General features: G+C 57.6%; 20 protein-coding genes and 1 tRNA gene. 10 read left to right on the top strand and 11 right to left on the bottom strand.

Annotated features, from left to right (window positions below; all coding sequences use genetic code 11):
• The first annotated feature begins 45 nt into the window (after positions 1 to 45).
• The gene (locus J3R80_RS10320) at positions 46 to 804 is read left to right on the top strand and encodes an FCD domain-containing protein (protein ID WP_275393693.1); all 759 of its coding nucleotides are present in this window, start codon (positions 46 to 48) and stop codon (positions 802 to 804) included.
• A gap of 68 nt (positions 805 to 872) precedes the next feature.
• On the opposite strand, the gene J3R80_RS10315 is transcribed toward J3R80_RS10320, so the two are convergent.
• From J3R80_RS10315 to J3R80_RS10295, 5 genes are all read right to left on the bottom strand, one after another.
• A complete protein-coding gene (locus tag J3R80_RS10315; protein ID WP_275393692.1) occupies positions 873 to 1436 on the bottom strand; it encodes a F0F1 ATP synthase subunit B in 564 nt (187 codons plus the stop codon).
• Positions 1437 to 1440: 4 nt separating this feature from the next.
• Positions 1441 to 2001, bottom strand: coding sequence for a F0F1 ATP synthase subunit B' (locus J3R80_RS10310; RefSeq protein WP_275393691.1), 561 nt, complete (start codon positions 1999 to 2001; stop codon positions 1441 to 1443).
• 73 nt (positions 2002 to 2074) lie between these two features.
• Complete coding sequence (locus tag J3R80_RS10305) at positions 2075 to 2314, bottom strand: F0F1 ATP synthase subunit C (RefSeq protein ID WP_039017421.1); 240 nt, start codon at positions 2312 to 2314, stop codon at positions 2075 to 2077.
• A gap of 61 nt (positions 2315 to 2375) precedes the next feature.
• Entirely contained in the window at positions 2376 to 3179 is an 804-nt protein-coding gene (locus tag J3R80_RS10300) for a F0F1 ATP synthase subunit A (protein WP_275393923.1), read from the bottom strand.
• Positions 3180 to 3207: 28 nt separating this feature from the next.
• On the bottom strand, positions 3208 to 3558 hold the full coding sequence (locus J3R80_RS10295; protein ID WP_275393690.1) for an AtpZ/AtpI family protein: 351 nt from the start codon (positions 3556 to 3558) through the stop codon (positions 3208 to 3210).
• 228 nt (positions 3559 to 3786) lie between these two features.
• On the opposite strand from J3R80_RS10295, the gene J3R80_RS10290 reads away from it, so the two are divergent.
• Positions 3787 to 4119 carry a metalloregulator ArsR/SmtB family transcription factor gene (locus tag J3R80_RS10290; RefSeq protein ID WP_275393689.1) on the top strand — a complete coding sequence of 111 codons (333 nt, stop codon included), beginning with the start codon at positions 3787 to 3789 and terminating at the stop codon, positions 4117 to 4119.
• Here J3R80_RS10290 and J3R80_RS10285 read toward each other — a convergent pair.
• Entirely contained in the window at positions 4116 to 5006 is an 891-nt protein-coding gene (locus J3R80_RS10285; protein ID WP_275393688.1) for a LysR family transcriptional regulator, read from the bottom strand. The two genes, J3R80_RS10290 and J3R80_RS10285, sit on opposite strands and share 4 nt — an antisense overlap.
• Before the next feature lie 113 nt (positions 5007 to 5119).
• Between J3R80_RS10285 and J3R80_RS10280 the strand changes: the two genes are divergently transcribed.
• Complete coding sequence (locus tag J3R80_RS10280; RefSeq protein WP_275393687.1) at positions 5120 to 5686, top strand: NAD(P)H-dependent oxidoreductase; 567 nt, start codon at positions 5120 to 5122, stop codon at positions 5684 to 5686.
• 35 nt (positions 5687 to 5721) lie between these two features.
• Here the strand turns inward: J3R80_RS10280 and J3R80_RS10275 are convergent, their stop codons facing one another.
• Together J3R80_RS10275 and J3R80_RS10270 are read right to left on the bottom strand one after the other, a co-directional pair.
• Positions 5722 to 6981: a glycerate kinase gene (locus J3R80_RS10275; protein ID WP_275393686.1), complete on the bottom strand. Its 1260-nt coding sequence runs from the start codon at positions 6979 to 6981 to the stop codon at positions 5722 to 5724.
• A gap of 92 nt (positions 6982 to 7073) precedes the next feature.
• Positions 7074 to 7160: transfer RNA gene (locus J3R80_RS10270), tRNA-Leu, on the bottom strand.
• 163 nt (positions 7161 to 7323) lie between these two features.
• Between J3R80_RS10270 and lipB the strand changes: the two genes are divergently transcribed.
• From lipB to J3R80_RS10255, 3 genes are all read left to right on the top strand, one after another.
• Positions 7324 to 8019, top strand: coding sequence for a lipoyl(octanoyl) transferase LipB (gene lipB / locus J3R80_RS10265; protein WP_275393685.1), 696 nt, complete (start codon positions 7324 to 7326; stop codon positions 8017 to 8019).
• Positions 8020 to 8138: 119 nt separating this feature from the next.
• Positions 8139 to 8600, top strand: a complete 462-nt coding sequence (locus J3R80_RS10260; RefSeq protein ID WP_275393684.1) for a cytochrome C — start codon at positions 8139 to 8141, stop codon at positions 8598 to 8600.
• 194 nt (positions 8601 to 8794) lie between these two features.
• A complete protein-coding gene (locus tag J3R80_RS10255; RefSeq protein WP_275393683.1) occupies positions 8795 to 10468 on the top strand; it encodes a cytochrome c oxidase subunit 1 in 1674 nt (557 codons plus the stop codon).
• A 75-nt stretch (positions 10469 to 10543) separates the two neighbouring features.
• Here the strand turns inward: J3R80_RS10255 and J3R80_RS10250 are convergent, their stop codons facing one another.
• The gene (locus J3R80_RS10250; protein WP_343075821.1) at positions 10544 to 10906 is read right to left on the bottom strand and encodes a hypothetical protein; all 363 of its coding nucleotides are present in this window, start codon (positions 10904 to 10906) and stop codon (positions 10544 to 10546) included.
• A gap of 199 nt (positions 10907 to 11105) precedes the next feature.
• On the opposite strand from J3R80_RS10250, the gene J3R80_RS10245 reads away from it, so the two are divergent.
• Complete coding sequence (locus J3R80_RS10245) at positions 11106 to 11594, top strand: DUF2244 domain-containing protein (protein WP_275393682.1); 489 nt, start codon at positions 11106 to 11108, stop codon at positions 11592 to 11594.
• 130 nt (positions 11595 to 11724) lie between these two features.
• Here the strand turns inward: J3R80_RS10245 and J3R80_RS10240 are convergent, their stop codons facing one another.
• Positions 11725 to 12183 (bottom strand): GatB/YqeY domain-containing protein, encoded by a 459-nt coding sequence (locus J3R80_RS10240; protein WP_275393921.1) that lies wholly within the window; start codon positions 12181 to 12183, stop codon positions 11725 to 11727.
• A 195-nt stretch (positions 12184 to 12378) separates the two neighbouring features.
• Between J3R80_RS10240 and carA the strand changes: the two genes are divergently transcribed.
• Both carA and J3R80_RS10230 read left to right on the top strand, forming a co-directional pair.
• The gene (gene carA / locus J3R80_RS10235; RefSeq protein WP_275393681.1) at positions 12379 to 13551 is read left to right on the top strand and encodes a glutamine-hydrolyzing carbamoyl-phosphate synthase small subunit; all 1173 of its coding nucleotides are present in this window, start codon (positions 12379 to 12381) and stop codon (positions 13549 to 13551) included.
• A gap of 107 nt (positions 13552 to 13658) precedes the next feature.
• Entirely contained in the window at positions 13659 to 15599 is a 1941-nt protein-coding gene (locus J3R80_RS10230) for a glycosyltransferase family 2 protein (RefSeq protein WP_275393680.1), read from the top strand.
• Here J3R80_RS10230 and J3R80_RS10225 read toward each other — a convergent pair.
• The gene (locus J3R80_RS10225; RefSeq protein WP_275393679.1) at positions 15571 to 16230 is read right to left on the bottom strand and encodes a GntR family transcriptional regulator; all 660 of its coding nucleotides are present in this window, start codon (positions 16228 to 16230) and stop codon (positions 15571 to 15573) included. The genes J3R80_RS10230 and J3R80_RS10225 overlap by 29 nt on opposite strands.
• 138 nt (positions 16231 to 16368) lie before the next feature.
• Between J3R80_RS10225 and J3R80_RS10220 the strand changes: the two genes are divergently transcribed.
• Positions 16369 to 17043, top strand: coding sequence for a pyrimidine 5'-nucleotidase (locus J3R80_RS10220; RefSeq protein WP_275393678.1), 675 nt, complete (start codon positions 16369 to 16371; stop codon positions 17041 to 17043).
• The last annotated feature ends 3 nt before the right edge of the window (positions 17044 to 17046 follow it).

The raw sequence follows: 17046 nt of genomic DNA, 5'->3' as shown, positions 1-17046 counted from the left end.
TGATTGTGGTCATATTATATGACCAATTTGCGCGCAGGACATAAAATGCCATTTCAAAAAATAGCAGCCGGCAAGCTGTCACAATCCGTCGTCGAACAGATCGAACTGTTGATCCTGCGTGGCATTTTGCGCCCCGGCGAACGCCTGCCCTCGGAACGGGATCTCTCTGAACGGATGGGTGTATCGCGCCCTTCCTTACGTGATGCGATTGCTGATCTTGAAGACAAGGGTCTTCTGGCGCGTCGCGCGGGCGCTGGTATCTATGTCAACGATAGCCTGGACAGCTCGTTCCCCCCTGCGCTGACGCAACTGTTCTCGCGCCACGACGAAGCGGTTTATGACTACATAGCGTTTCGTCGGGATATGGAAGGTTTGGCCGCAGAACGCGCCGCGAAGTTTGCATCCGACACCGATTTAAAGGTGATTGCGGAACTGTTCCACAAGATGGAAGGCGCGCCCGAGGGTCAGGGTGCTGACCTGGACAGCGATTTCCACATGGCGATCATCGAAGCCAGCCACAATGTGCTGATGGTTCACATGATGCGCGCCATGTATGACCTGTTGAAGCAAGGGGTGTTCTACAGTCGTCAGGTGGTCATCCAGATCACCAATACGCGCCTTGATTTGCTTGAGCAGCACCGGGCCATCAATGACGCGCTACAGAAGCGCGACCCTGTCAAAGCGCGGGCCGCTGTCGAGGCTCACATGGATTTTGTAACCCAGGCCTATACCGATTTGCGCCGTGCCGACCGGAATGAAGAGGTCGCACGCCAGCGTCTGACCTATGAAAAAGAGCGCACATAAGGCCGCCTGACCCAACAAAAAACCCGACCTGAAAGGCCGGGTTTCCTGAATGTCATTTTGCCTAGAGCTTAGTGCAGCTTGGCTTCGACCGTCTTGATGGCATCATCAATCAAGCTGTTGCCCTCAGTTGCCGTCATCTGCTTGGCGATCACATCGCGCGCCGCAGCCACAGCGACTTGAGCGGCGGTATCACGCACCTCTTTCACAGCGGCGGATTGTGCCGAAACGATCTGGTCTTCTGCGGCCGCAAGACGACGTGCGATCGAGGCCTTCAGATCCTCTTTCGCAGCTGCCGCTGCATTGGCTGCTTCTTCCTTCGCATGGGCGACAATGCGATCGGCCTGCTGGGCGACTTCTTTCTGCTTGCGCTCATAGGACGCCAGAATGGTCTGCGCCTCTTCCCGCAAGGCACGCGCCTCTTCCAGCTCGGACTTGATGCCATCGGCACGGTTGTCCAGCTGAGAGCCAAGCATGTTGTGAATGCCCATGTATCCAAGAAAGGTGATGAACAGCAGGAAAGCCAGCGTCACCACGGTGTTGGTGTTGGCCAGATCCGCCCAACCGGCATCACCTGCAGCGAATGCGGGTGCGGCGGCAATGGCAAACAGCGGGGCCAGGGTAAATGTTTTCATGTCTTTACCCTTTCATCCGTGATGTCACCGCAGCGGTGATGGATTTGGCATCCGCCTTGTACCCCAGGGATGCGAGGATTTCCTTCGCAGTATCCTTGGCCACTGCTTTCACACTGTCCACGGCCCCTGCACGAATTTCCGCGATCGCGGCTTCGCTTTCGGCGGCCTTGGCCGCAATCTCTGCATCTGCCTTGGCGGCAGCCGCGTCAACTTCACCCTGAATTTCGGCGCGGGCATCTGCAACGATCTTGTTTGCCTCTGCACGGGCGTCTGCCAAAGCCTTGTTGTAAGCCTCTTCGGCTTCAACGGCTTTCTGCTTCAGCTCTTCGGCAGCTGCCAGATCACTGGTGATCGTGCCCCGACGTTCCGCCAGCACAGCCTCGATCCGGGGCAATGCGACTTTTGTCAGGACCAGATAGATTACGACCAGCGTGACAACGAGCCAGAAAATCTGGTTCCCGAAGGTCGAGAAGTCCAGCTGCGGCATGCCGGCGGCTTCTGCGCCACCATGTGCAGCATCTGCCCCGTGCGCCGCATCGGTCGTCTGTTGCGTATTACTTGCCATGTCTTATCTCCAAACCGGATTACTTGGGGCGAAACACCAAATGCTTCGCCCCCGCGTAAGGATGGTTCAGGTCTTAGACAGCAAACATCAGCAGCAGAGCGACCAGGAACGAGAAGATGCCCAGGGCTTCTGCAAATGCGATACCGATGAACAGGGTCGCGGTTTGTGCGGCGGCTGCCGACGGGTTGCGCAGAGCGCCTGCCAGGAAGTTGCCGGCCACGTGACCAACACCGATGGCGGCGGCACCCGAACCGATAGCGGCCAGGCCGGCGCCGATGAATTTACCAAGAGCTGCTGCTGCTACGAGTTCCATGATGTTTCTCCTTACGATGGAATTCTTTAGATAAGTTGTGTTAGCGGGCTGCAACCGTGGCTTAGTGCGACGGATGCAGAGCGTCTTTCAGATACACGCAGGTCAGGATCGAGAACACGTAAGCCTGGATGAAGGCCACGAGCACTTCGAGCGCATAGAACGCTGCGATTGCGAGGATTGGCAGGAAGCCAAACAGCCCCAGAGCTGCGGCGAAGCCAGCGAAAACTTTGATCACGGCGTGGCCAGCCATCATATTGCCTGCCAAACGAATGGAGTGGCTGACGGGGCGCACGAAGTAGGAAATGATCTCGATGATGGCCAGAACCGGGCGCAGCGGCAAAGGCGCGGCCGAAACCCAGAACAGCCCCAGAAAACCAACACCATTCTTAACAAAGCCCAATACGGTCACGAAGACGAACACGATCAGGGCCAGCACAGCGGTGACGGCAATGTGGCTGGTGGCGGTGAAGCTGGTTGGGATCAGGCCAAGGAAGTTGGCGAATACGATGAACATGAACAGGGTCATGATGCCGGGGAAGTATTTGACGGCATCCTTACCGGCGACGTCTTCAACCATCTTGTAAACGAAGCCATAGGCCAGTTCAGCAATCGATTGTCCGCGTGTCGGCACAATCGCACGACCACGCGAACCGACGACCAGCAAAAGCACGATCCCGACGATCGCCAGAACCATCCAAAGGGTCTGGTTGGTGGGTGTGAACGTGCCAAGATGGTCACCACCGAACAGCGGCTTGATTTCGAACTGATCCATCGGGTGAATGGCCAGACCCGGATGTTCGGGCGCGAAAATCGCACCTGACAGAAGCACCAGAGCCAGAACAACAAAGAATGCGATCTTGATGATCGGGCCGCCACCCTGTTTTGCGCTTTGATCAGCCACGTCCGTTACCCTCTTCTTCCGCGTCGGTCTGCGCGTTTTGCGCATCTTCCGCTTTCTTCTGCATCTGGGCTGCCGTGGACAGCATGACTTTCATGCCCGCCGCGAAACCCAACAATATGAACAGCACCATGAAGATGGGTTTCGTGCCAAACAGCGCATCCAACCCGTATCCGATGCCAAAGCCGATCAACAAACCGACCGTAAGCTCTATGACCATCTGCCAGGCAAAGGACGCCTGATTGTAGGCCTCGTCCCCGGTCTTCTTCTGCTTATCCTCTCCCTTCGCCGCTTTCAGGCGCGCCTCGAGCTGTTTCAAACGCTCGCGATCGGGTTCGTTGGACAAGAAAATGCCTCCGGTAACGGTTGGTGCATGTGCTAAGGGCTGCCGGGCCGTGAGTCAACGGTGTTTAGCGCCAACATGACAATCCATAAGGCATTGAATTTATTTTGCTTTATAGGCATCTGGAAAACGACATGGCAGCGCGAAAGCCTGTCCAGCAGGATTTGGGCGCAAAACCCGACATTCAACCAGATGGTTGACGATGGCGACGCCCAGACGTAACCCACAACCATGAGCACTCGTCTTGACCTTGCCTTTGCCGCACTGTCCGATCCGACCCGGCGCGCCATTCTGACCATGCTTCTTGAGGATGACATGGCGGTCACCGATGTTGCCGAGCCGTTCGAAATGTCGCTCGCGGCGATCTCAAAGCACCTGACAATCCTGACCCGCGCAGGGCTGATCAGCCAGGAAAAGCGCGGGCGGGTCAAGTGGTGCAAGCTGGAACCCGATGCGCTTCGCGAAGCATCGGTCTGGATGCAGGGGTTCGGGCAGTTCGAACCGGTGAACCTTGATGCATTTGAACGGTTCTTGAAGGTGGAGTTGGGCGACGACGACGCTTAGGGCAATTTTATCCCCGGCTCATCTGCCGCCCATTCTTTCGCTGCCCGTTTTAAATGTGCCAATACAGCCTGCACCTTGGCCGTGCGGTGAAGGTCGACATGGGTGACCAACCAAAACTGCGACCACCATTCTGGCTGCATGGGCATAACTTCGATCAGCTCTGGATGCAGCCCCTTTGTTGAGAAACCGACCCCTGCACCGGCCAAAAGTGCCTCCTGCATCGAAGCATCGTCTGAAATACGGAACGTGATGTTTTCGGCCGGCACATTTTCGTTCATCCATCGCACGAAAGGCGCGCGCGAATTGGTGTCATCCCCACCGATAAACCTGTGTTGATCCAAGGTGTTCTTGGTCGGCATCCCGTAGCGTTCGACATAAGACGGCGCGACGCAGAGCGAGAGATCCATCGTCATGAACGGTTGAACCACATTGTCCGGCTCTGTCGGCGCACTGCCTGCACGGATCGCGACATGCGCTTCGCCATATTCCAAACGAAACAGCCTGAGCCCCGTCCGCAGACGAATGCGTGTGTTCGGATGTTCGTGTTGGAACGCTGCAAGAACCGGGGCCAAACGCCGCGAGAATGATGCAAGCGCAGTCACCACGACTTCACCCGTGACCTCTTCGCCCTGCCCCTTTAACCGTGCGCCCAACTGGGCAAACTGTTCTTCGGTCGTGTCCGCAATTCGGGCCAGATCGGCCCCTGCTTCTGTTGGGGTATAGCCGCGGGCATGGCGCTGGAAGAGCTTTACGCCCAATCGCGCCTCAAGTGCATCGACATGACGGATGACGGTGGCATGGTGGATGCCCAACGCCTCTGCTGCACCACTGACCGTGCCGGCCCGCGCGACATGATAGGCTGTTCGGATTTCATCCCAGTGGTTCATTGCTGCTTGGCCAACATCTCTGTGCGTATTGTAACAGATGCTGTTAATTTGCGCATATTGTGTTTGTTTTTGCAAGGCGACATATCTCATCCAGAGCAAAACTGGAGCACGACATGACACATATCCTTCGCATCGACAGTTCCGCACGGTCGGATGGTTCAATCTCACGTATGCTGGCTGACAAAGTCATCGCCAAATACACGGGCGCCACCGTCGTCAACCGCGACCTGGCACAAGGCATACCGCATTTGAATGCCGCATGGACCAGCGCAACCTTCACGCCACCCGAAACCCGATCCGCGGATGACAACGCGGCGCTGAACCTGTCCGATCAGATCGTAGCCGAGGTCCAGCAAGCCGATCTGATCGTGATTTCAGCTGCAACCTATAATTTTTCGATCCCATCCACACTGAAGGCATGGATTGATCACCTTGCACGCGCTGGCGTCACATTCCGCTATCGCGATGACGGCACCCCCGAGGGTCTTCTGACCGGGAAACGCGTAATCGTCGTGACCGCCTCTGGCGGGACTCCTGTCGGTGCGCCGCATGACTTCCTGACGCCCTATTTGAAATTCATACTTGGTTTCATGGGCATTTCCGATGTCGAATTCATCTCATCAACCGGACCGGATGGATTCTCTGAAGCAGATGCCAGCATCGAGAATCTGGCCGCATGACATAGAATGGGGTGCTCAACGAGTATCCCATTTTCCTACTTGATAAGAATTGCCCGAAAATCATTGATGTTTGTGCCAGTCGGCCCCGGCACGAACAAATCTCCCAACATGTCAAATGCGCTCCAGGCGTCATTTGATGCCAGCAAGGCCGATGGATCTTGGCCCATCTCGCGCAGCCGCGCGGCGGTCTGACCATCGGCGAACGCCCCGGCATTATCCTCTGACCCATCAATCCCGTCCGTGTCCGCGGCCATCGCGGCAAACCCGGACATGCCGTCGCACGTGATTGCCAACGACAAAAGGAACTCCGTATTTCGCCCGCCCCGACCAGCCCCTTTTAACGTGACCGTCGTTTCGCCGCCGGACAGCAAAACGCATGGGGCGCTGAAAGGGCGATTGCGGGCCAGAATTTCGCGCGTCATCGCACCGTGCATCTTCGCCACCTCGCGCGCTTCGCCTTCGATGGCATCAGACAGGATAAAAGCAGGGATACCGAGTGCGTTTGACCGGGCAGCAGCAGCCTCCAGACTCAGCCGGGCCGATGCAACAACCGTCACCGAGTTACGTGCAAACGCCGGGTCTGACGGGGATGGCGCAGGGTTTGCCCTAATGTGCTCGATGACACGAGGGTCCAGATCGATATTCCACGCCTCAATCGCGGCAAGCGCCTGCGCCTGATCTGCCGCATCAGGAACGGTTGGCCCGGAAGCCACTTGAGACGGGGCATCTCCGGGCACATCGGATACAATCAACGTTACCACTTTGGCAGGAAAGGCGGCCATTGCCAGACGCCCACCTTTTATTCGCGACACATGTTTGCGGATCGCATTCATCACCGAGATCGGAGCCCCGGACGCCAACAACGCCTTGTTCATGTGCTGCTCGTCTGCAAGCGTCATCCCATCGGGCGGTGCGGGCAGCAGCGCGGATCCACCCCCTGTGATCAGTGCGACGACCAGATCATCCGGACCCAACCCGCTGACGGCATCAATCAGCGCGTCTGAGGCCGCCAGCCCCGCCGCATCAGGTACGGGGTGTGCAGCTTCAAGGACGCGAATGTGCTTGCACGGGGCCGAATATCCGTACCGCGTGACCACGACCCCTTCGACCGGTTCACCCCAAAGTGCCTCGAACGCCGCGGCCAACTGCGCCGCACCTTTTCCGGCACCGACCACCACGGTTCTACCCTTGGGCTTTTCGGGCAAATGCCCCTGCAAAACCGTCGCGGAATCAGCTGCGGTGATGGCAGCATCAAACAGCTGTGTCAGAAAGGCTTTGTCATCCGGGTCAAGCATGACGCGACCATAGCCTTGGGGCGGAATGGCAAGCAAGCGCGTTGCGGATTTGCCCGATGACCAGTCGCTTCAAGAAGAATGTACGAGTAGAGTGGTGCGGTCGGTGGGACTCGAACCCACACGAGTGTTACCTCACAGCGACCTCAACGCTGCGCGTCTACCAATTCCGCCACGACCGCAAGCCCAGGCTAGGTGACGCGCTTCATATCGAAGGGGCCTTGGGATGTGAAGTCAAAAAACGCGTGCCAATTGGCGTTTGGCAAAAAACTTGAATGATCGCTTTTCACGAACCACTCCCACCAATTCAGGATGCTTTTTGACAATGCCGCAAAGCGATGCCAAATGAAGCCTATGAAAGCCTTGCCAGACATGCCCCCGGTCACATGGGAAACAGCCGACACCTTGGTCGACTACGCCGCCGCTGTTGCGCGAATGGAAGCCCATGTCGATGCCATGGCACGCGGCGAAGCGGGCGAGATGATCTGGCTTTTGGAACACCCGCCGCTTTACACGGCGGGCACATCCGCCGACCCAAAAGATCTGGTGGCCCCTGATCGGTTTCCAGTCCACGTTTCAAAGCGTGGCGGACAATATACCTATCACGGGCCGGGTCAGCGCGTCGCATATGTGATGCTGGATGTTGGCAAACGTGGGCGCGATGTGCGTGCGTTCGTCAGTGCCCTTGAGGAATGGGTCATCAGCACGCTCGCCGAATTCAACGTTACCGGAGAGCGCCGCGACGGCCGTGTCGGCGTCTGGGTGGTTCGCGATGACAAGCCGAAAACCGCCATGGGCCAGTCCCCCGAGGACAAGATCGCCGCAATCGGAGTGCGCCTTCGCAAATGGATCAGTTTCCATGGCATATCCATCAACGTTGAACCGGATCTGGAACATTTTTCAGGCATCGTGCCCTGTGGCATTTCCGAACATGGTGTGACCAGTCTGGTCGATCTGGGCTTACCCGTCACCATGGACGATGTAGACAATGCCCTACGCCGGTGTTTTGATCAGGTTTTCGGCCCGATCGGCGAAAACTAGCCTGAACTACCCCTTAAATGCCCTGCGACAGCACGCCATCTTTCAATCGGTTTGCGATCGTTGCAGGGTCCGCGCGAAATTGCGTATAACGCGTGAAACAAGCAATCAAGAGGACCAATATGAAGACGATTCTCTCTTCCGTAGCTATGATTATTGCGCTTTCGGGCACCGCCTTCGCCGAAGGTGATGTTGCCAAAGGCGAAAAAGACTTCAAAAAATGCAAATCGTGCCACGGCATTATCGATGAAAGCGGCGAAGCTCTGTTCAAAGGTGGCAAAACCGGCCCGAACCTCTATGGCGTCCTGGGCCGCAAGGCCGGCACTGTCGAAGGTTTCAAATACGGCGATTCCATCGTTGCCGCTGGTGAAGCTGGCTTGGTCTGGACCGAAGAAATGCTGATCGAATACGTCAAGGATCCCAAAGCGTTCCTGAAAGAGCACACCGGCGATTCCGCTGCCAAGTCGAAGATGACCTTCAAATGGGGTAAGCCCGAGGATATCGTCGCTTTCCTTGCGACCTTCTCGCCCGAGATGTCGGGTGAAGGTGAAGCAGCCGAAGGCGATTCGACCGCCACCAACTAAACCTAATCGGCAATAGCGCCGATTTTTCGCCAAAAGATCACACCCCGCCCGGTAAACATCGGTGCGGGGTGTATTTTTTTGCTAATTGCGACCATTGCGACATTGCCCGCCCTTCGCCTGCATATTACACAAGTTAAAAAGCCGGGTAGGGTTCGCCCCTGCCCTGTCTCCGTAAACCCCAAAGGGAGGGATACATGGCGGACGCAGCCATTCACGACCATGACCACCACGATGATCGCGGGTTCTTTACCCGGTGGTTCATGTCGACCAACCACAAAGATATCGGGATCCTGTATCTGTTTCTGGCCGGTCTGACCGGCTTTATCTCGGTCTGTTTCACCGTCTATATGCGGTTGGAGCTGATGGACCCCGGCGTTCAGTACATGTGCCTTGAGGGCGCACGCTTCATCGCAGATGCGTCGGCTGAATGTACACCGAACGGCCACCTCTGGAACGTGATGATCACCTATCACGGTGTCCTGATGATGTTCTTCGTGGTCATCCCTGCCCTGTTCGGCGGGTTTGGCAACTATTTCATGCCGTTGCAGATCGGCGCACCGGACATGTCGTTCCCGCGCATGAACAACCTGTCATTCTGGCTGTACGCCACAGGTGTGGCACTTGGCGTTGCCTCGCTACTGGCTCCGGGCGGCAACGACCAACTCGGGTCAGGCGTTGGCTGGGTTCTGTATCCACCACTGTCCACGTCCGAGGGCGGATACTCGATGGATCTGGCGATCTTCGCAGTCCACGTCTCTGGCGCTTCGTCGATCCTTGGTGCGATCAACATCATCACAACCTTCCTGAACATGCGTGCCCCCGGCATGACGCTGTTCAAAGTGCCGCTGTTTGCCTGGTCGATCTTCGTGACCGCATGGCTGATTCTGCTGTCCCTGCCGGTTCTGGCGGGCGCCATCACCATGCTGCTGATTGACCGCAATTTCGGCGGAACCTTCTTTGACCCGTCAGGTGGCGGCGACCCGGTTCTGTATCAACACATCCTGTGGTTCTTCGGACACCCCGAGGTGTACATCGTGATCCTGCCCGGCTTCGGCCTGATCAGCCACGTGATCGGAACCTTCGCCCGCAAACCGATCTTCGGCTATATGCCGATGGTCTGGGCACTGATTGCCATCGGCTTCATCGGCTTCGTCGTGTGGGCACACCACATGTACACCGTTGGCATGTCGCTGACCCAGCAGTCTTACTTCATGCTGGCAACGATGGTGATTGCGGTGCCGACGGGCGTTAAGATCTTCTCGTGGATCGCGACCCTGTGGGGCGGCTCGATTGAGTTCAAGACACCCATGCTGTTCGCCTTCGGCTTCCTGTTCCTGTTCACTGTTGGCGGTGTTACCGGCGTCGTACTGTCGCAAGCTGGCGTCGACCGCGTTTATCACGACACCTACTATGTTGTGGCGCACTTCCACTATGTGATGTCGATCGGTGCGGTGATGTGTATCTTTGCCGGTATCTATTACTGGATCGGCAAGATGTCCGGTCGCCAGTATCCTGAGTGGGCCGGTAAGATCCATTTCTGGACCTTCTTCATTGGTGTGAACCTGACCTTCTTCCCGCAACACTTCCTGGGTCGTCAGGGTATGCCGCGTCGTTACATCGACTATCCGGAAGCCTTCGCATACTGGAACAAGATCAGCTCCTACGGTGCGTTCCTGTCCTTCGCGTCATTCGTGTTCTTCATCGGCATCGTGTTCTACACGCTGATGAAAGGCAAACGCGTGACCGAGAACAACTATTGGAACGAGTACGCGGATACGCTGGAATGGACCCTGCCCAGCCCGCCGCCCGAGCATACCTTCGAAATCCTGCCCAAGCAGGAAGAATGGGACAAAGGTCACTCGCACTAGGAGTACCTGACATACAAAAAGATCAGGCCCGGACATTGTCCGGGCCTTTTCTTTGCAACCTTGGACGGTTCCGGGCTAGTTCGCCTCGGGAAGCGTCAGTTCAAATCGGTCATGGCCCCATCCGTCGACGCTGGTCCGTGCGCGAATCCAGATCGTTTCCGTGCCCTTGGGTAAGGACACGCCCGACAGGCTTCGCGTGAACGGTTGTTCGTTCGCGTGCGGATGATGCAGCACACGGGTTCCAAGGGTATCTCCCGCCCCGTTTTCAATCCGCCAACCATCAGCGTAATCATCCCATCCGGTCTCTGCATGGGCGATTGTAACTGAAACAGTCCAACCCGAGCTGGACGGCGATGCAGTCGCGTTTACAATCTCGGCTTCGTCGGCAAAGACGGGTGTGGCTGCGCAAAACAAGCTAATCCAAAGAAGTCGCATCATACCTTTCCCTGTAAGCATCGGGTGTACTGTGCCCGGCCATCACGTGTTGCGCCAATCACGTCTCGGCGAGCGGAGCGGTGGTTCACCGTCTCAACACCTGTGATTGTCTTCAGTTTTTCCACTTGCGTCATCTGCCCGCTGTGGTTTCTCATAAGCGTTCCTGAACGGTAGAAAGCCCATCGAAATGCCATACGAGTGGATGCCAGTCGACGCACCCGACGCTCCAAAAGCCGAATTGCACCTTTGGCCATACCGGTCCCTGCCACGCCGCGGCTTCGTCTGGATCATGGGGCTGGGCTTCACTCTGATGCTCGTCCCGCTTCTGGCCCTGTTGGGAACCGCGACACTGTGGTGGCTTCTGCCGTTCGGCCTGGGCGCCATGGGTGCGCTGTGGTTCTTCATCGAGAAAAACTACAAGGACGGAGAAATTCTTGAAGAGCTGTTAATCTGGTCGGATCACATGACCCTAACCCGTCATGGTCCGGGTAAAAAAGTCCAGCATTGGGAGGCAAATACCTATTGGGTCACGGTTGAGATGCACAAGAAAGACGGCCCCATCCCAAATTACGTGACACTGAAAGGAAACAACCGCGAGGTCGAGATTGGCGCGTTCCTGTCCGAGAAGGAGCGCCCACAACTGCATAGGGAACTTTGCGAGGCGCTGTTGCGCGCTAAATCGTTCAGCTAGGCAGCTATGAATATTGCGAAGCGGATTTAGAGCGGTCGCTCGTAATACCTGATCGGGTGATCCAGGTAAGGCGTTTCCTGACGATAGGGCGCGCCTTTCGGAACGCCCCGACAAGCTGACGAGATCAGGATTATCCCAGCTTTTCTTTCACCATTGGGCCGACTTTGCCGAAATCCATCTGGCCGGTGAACTTGGCTTTCAAGGCACCCATGACCTTGCCCATGTCGCGAATGCTGTCCGCACCCACCTCGGAAATCGCCTCGGCAACAGCGGCTTCGGTTTCGTCGTCGGACAATTGTTTTGGAAGAAACTCTTCAATCACGACAATTTCCGAGCGTTCTTTCTCGGCCAGTTCAAGCCTGCCGCCTTCTTCATAGGCACGCGCGCTTTCCTGGCGTTGCTTGACCATCTTTCCCAAAATGGCCAAGACGTCCGCATCCGTGATTTCAACCTCTTCGCCTGTGCCACGCATGGCAATATCGCGATCCTTGATCGCAGCGCTGATCAAGCGAAGCGTCGACAACCGCGCCGCATCCTTGTTTTTCATCGCCGTCTTCAGGGCGTCATTTACCCGATTGCGCATGTCCATAGGTTCATCCATCTGCAGTGCCCTTTACGAAGCTCGCAACTTATCGAAAAGCGAATGGGCATTCAACCGGGGCGGCAACAACATAACCTATTGATAAAAAACAAAATGTAAAATTAGCCCTCGCCCCTGCTGCCTCTTGACCCGGCGGGCCAGCACATCTAGTTTCGCGCCAATTTGTCGATCGGGAGTCGCCACATGTCCGCTGCCACCGCCCAAGCCCAGCAACCCGCAAAACCCACCGCCTGTCTGGCACTTGCAGATGGCACCATATTCTATGGCCATGGGTTTGGCGCGACCGGGACCACCACCGCCGAGCTGTGTTTCAACACCGCAATGACGGGGTATCAAGAGATTATGACCGACCCGTCTTATGCCGGACAGGTCGTAACCTTCACCTTTCCGCATATCGGTAATGTCGGCGTGAACCCCGAAGATGACGAAACGGGCGACCCGGTTGCCGCCGGCATGGTGGTCAAGTGGGATCCGACCGAACCATCTAACTGGCGCGCCACTGAACGGCTGGTCGATTGGCTGGAAAAGCGCGGCCGGATCGGGATCGGGGGTGTGGACACGCGGCGCCTGACCCGCGCGATCCGCCATCAGGGTGCGCCGCATGTGGCCATCGCACATGACCCGGATGGCAATTTCGACATCGAAGCCCTGATCACTGAGGCCCGCGCGTTTTCGGGGCTGGAAGGGCTGGACCTAGCCAAGGAAGTGACCTGCGCCCAAAGCTATAAATGGGACGAAATGCGGTGGGCCTGGCCGGACGGCTACCCCAAACAGACCAACCCGCGCCACAAGGTGGTTGCTCTGGATTACGGCGCGAAACGTAACATCCTGCGTTGCCTGGCCTCGGCTGGGTGCGACGTCACCGTCCTGCCCGCCACCGCCACGGCGGACGAGGTGCTGGCACATGACCCCGATGGCGTGTTCCTGTCCAACGGGCCGGGGGATCCTGCGGCCACGGGCGAATATGCGGTTCCGATGATCAAGACCATCCTCGACACCACCGACCTGCCGGTCTTTGGCATTTGTCTTGGGCACCAGATGCTGGCGCTGGCGCTTGGTGCGCGGACGATCAAGATGAACCACGGGCACCACGGGGCAAACCATCCGGTGAAAGACAACGACACCGGCAAGGTCGAAATCACGTCGATGAACCATGGGTTCGCGGTGGATACGGCCAGCCTGCCCGAGGGCGTGGTCGAAACCCATGTATCGCTGTTTGACGGATCGAACTGTGGTTTGCGCATGAATGACCGCCCCGTCTTCTCGGTGCAGTATCACCCCGAAGCCAGCCCCGGCCCGATGGACAGCTACTATCTGTTTGAACGGTTTGCCCAGGCGATGGACGCGCGGTCGTAAACCCTAGCGATCCCGGCACATATCCGATGCTTCTGCTCTTTGGTTAACCACGCGTTAACCAAAGGGGCGCCATGTTCGTTCGGTCCGACACAGGAACGAGCACGACGATGCCCACCACCAACCTGCATCTTATCCAATCTGACAGCCCCCCCTTGCCGCAGGCACGGGCCGCGACCGGCCGACGGCGCGCCCAGCGCAAGCCGCTTGGGCAAATCCTTGTCGAAATGGGGGCGCTTAGCCCGGAAAACCTTGCCATGGCGGTATCGCTTCAAGCGCGCGAGGATGCACGGTTTGGCGACATTCTTCTGACGCAAGGCTGGGTGCGCGAGGCTGATCTTTATGCAGGATTGGCCCGGCAATACGGTTGTCAGATTGCCGATCTGCATCGAGAACCGCCAGATGTACGCCTTATCGACCAACTGGGCGCAGCGTTCTGCATCAGGAAAGGCATTGTCCCGTGGAAAACAGTCGGTGGGGCGACGGTCATTATTTGTTCACGCCCTGATGAATTTTCAGAATTATCGCGCACCTTTCCCGCAAGCTGGGGGCGATGCTTCCTGGCGGTGGCACCAGAGGGCGACATCCAAGCCGCGCTGGTGGCCATGCGGCACAGATCACTGGCGCAGCGCGCTGAAACGCGCGTCTCCGAAGTGGAAAGCTGCCGCGGATGGCAGGCGGGTTCCGTCGCGCGCATGGCCGCTGCGCTTTTGATCGGGCTGTGCGCGGTCTTCGTGATCTCGACCTTCGCTGGTTTTCTGACGCTGGTGATTTGGGCTGTTCTGACACTGCTTCTGAACTCGGCCCTCAAGGGGATTGCAGCCATTCAATATTGGCGCAGGCGACCGAACACGCCGCCAGACCCTTTGTCGCCACCAGCAAAACACGGGTTTCTGAAACTCCCCACGGTTTCCATCCTCGTGCCACTTTACAAAGAACGCGAGATTGCCGGGCGTTTGGTGAAACGCCTGGCGCGCCTGTCTTATCCAAAAGAGTTGCTCGACGTGTGCCTCGTGGTCGAAGAAGACGATGCCTTGACGCAAGAAACTCTTGCACAGGCGGACTTGCCGCGCTGGATGCGGCAGATCGTGGTCCCGCGCGGGGTTGTAAAAACCAAACCGCGCGCGATGAACTTTGCGCTGGATTTCTGCCGCGGCTCGGTGATCGGTGTCTATGACGCCGAGGATGCTCCGGACCCCGACCAGATCCACAAGGTCGTGCGCCGGTTTGGCGAACGCGGGGCCGAGGTTGCCTGTTTGCAAGGCAAGCTGGGCTTCTACAACGCGCGCACCAACTGGCTGAGCCGTTGTTTTACCGTTGAATACGCAACATGGTGGGGGATCGTTCTGCCCGGTGTCGAACGCGCGGGGTTTGCCATCCCATTGGGCGGCACCACCCTGTTTTTCCGCCGCAACGCGCTTGAGGAGCTGGGACGTTGGGACGCGCATAACGTCACCGAAGATGCCGATCTGGGCATCCGGCTGGCGCGTCACGGCTATCGGACCGAGCTGATCGACACGCTGACCGAAGAAGAAGCCAATTGCCGCGTCTGGCCGTGGATCAAACAACGATCGCGCTGGATCAAGGGATACGCCATGACCTATGGCGTTCACATGCGCCGGCCCCGGAAGTTACTGCAGGATCTGGGATGGTGGAAGTTCCTGGGCTTTCAGATCCTGTTTCTGGGCAGCCTGTCACAATTCCTGCTGGCGCCGATCCTGTGGACCTTCTGGGCCTTTCCCCTTGGCCTGCCCCACCCGCTCCGCGGCGTGATGCCGAACGAACTATTGATCATTCTAGGCACCGTCTTCATGGCGACCGAGTTGTTAACCATAACCGTGGGCATTCAGGCGGTCAGCAACGCAAAGCTGCGATGGCTTCGGTTTTGGGTGCCGACCTTGCATTTCTATTATCCCCTGGCGTCGCTGGCCGCGATGAAAGGGTTTACCGAGATCGTCACAAAGCCGTTTTACTGGGACAAGACCCAGCACGGGAAGTTCGACGAACCCGATGCCGAGGCCGTCACTCTCCCGCCATTGAATCCAGCTTGATCCGCGTTTCGAACGCTTTTGAGATATGGGTCTTGAGTGCCTCGTGCGCTGCCGATTGATCCCGAGCCTCGATCGCGGTGACGATTGCATCATGTTCGGAAATTGCTTTTTCGCTTCGTCCTTCAGCCGCCAGTGAGGTCGTCGCAAGCAGGGCCATCGTGCGGTGCACCAGATCAAGCTGCTGCACCAGATAACGGTTATGGGACGCAAGATGCAGTTGCTTATGGAATCGTCTGTTCGACCGCGACAGGGCAGCGGGATCAGAAAGTCGCTTCCGATCCTCGTCGACCATGTCGCGCAGCACGCTGATTTCTTCCGGTGTTGCGTGTTGGGCCGCAAGTGACGCGGCCAGCCCCTCAAGCGCGGATCGCACGACATAAAGTTCGGCCAGTTGATTATGGCTCAACGAGGCAACGATCAGACTACGCCCGTCCCGTGTCAAAAGCGATTGGGTTTCAAGCCGCTGAAGCGCCTCGCGGATCGGGGTACGAGACACACCGAACCTGTCTGCCAGTTCGCTTTCGACCAATCGGTCGCCGGGTTTGTATGTGCCTGTGTCGATCGCTTCGAGGATCAGTTCATAGGCGTCTTTCTGTCCCTGTTTAACGTCTGCCACGCTATCGTCGTCCATCCTTCGGGAATTTTATCGCGCTACATAACCACGCACGACCGATCAAAGCAAATACGAACCGGGCACACACTGTCGCATCCGGTCAGATATCCGGCTTACCCCCTTCCCCCCTTTCGACAAGAAGAGTAGCGTCGCGCCATGGTGAAAGATCAGTTTTCTCACGTCAGCGCCTGGGTCTTCGACCTGGATAACACGCTGTACCCCCCCCATGCGCGGCTGTTCGATCAGATCGAGATTCGCATGACCAATTGGGTGATGCAGGAATTGCGCATGGACCGGCGCGAAGCTGACCGGCTTCGACAGCACTATTGGAAAACCTACGGCACCACGCTGGCCGGGCTGATGCGCGAACATGGGGTCGATCCTGCACCCTATCTGCATGATGTGCACGACATCTCGATGGAGCATCTGGAGGTCGATCCAGCCCTGGCCGAACACATCCGGTCTCTGCCCGGTCGCAAGATCGTCTATACCAACGGCTCGGCCCCCTATGCCGAACGGGTGCTGACCGCGCGGGGGTTGGCCGGGCTGTTTGACGCGGTTTATGGTGTGGAACATGCCGATTTTCACCCCAAACCCGACCTAGCGGCTTTTGACGCCGTGTTTGCCCGTGACGGTCTGACGCCCGAAGTGGCGGCAATGTTCGAAGACGATCCGCGCAATCTGGCCGTGCCACACGCCTTGGGTATGCGCACCGTTCATGTTGCCCCTGACCCGACCCCCGCCGACCACATTCACCACCACACCGACAATCTGACCACATTCCTGCGCCAGCTTGTCGACGCCGCCTGCCCAGATGACGCAAAGGAATGACCC

This window comes from Aliiroseovarius sp. Z3 (assembly GCF_029105185.1).
GTDB lineage: Bacteria > Pseudomonadota > Alphaproteobacteria > Rhodobacterales > Rhodobacteraceae > Aliiroseovarius.
This window is presented reverse-complemented; position numbering and strand designations above follow the sequence as displayed.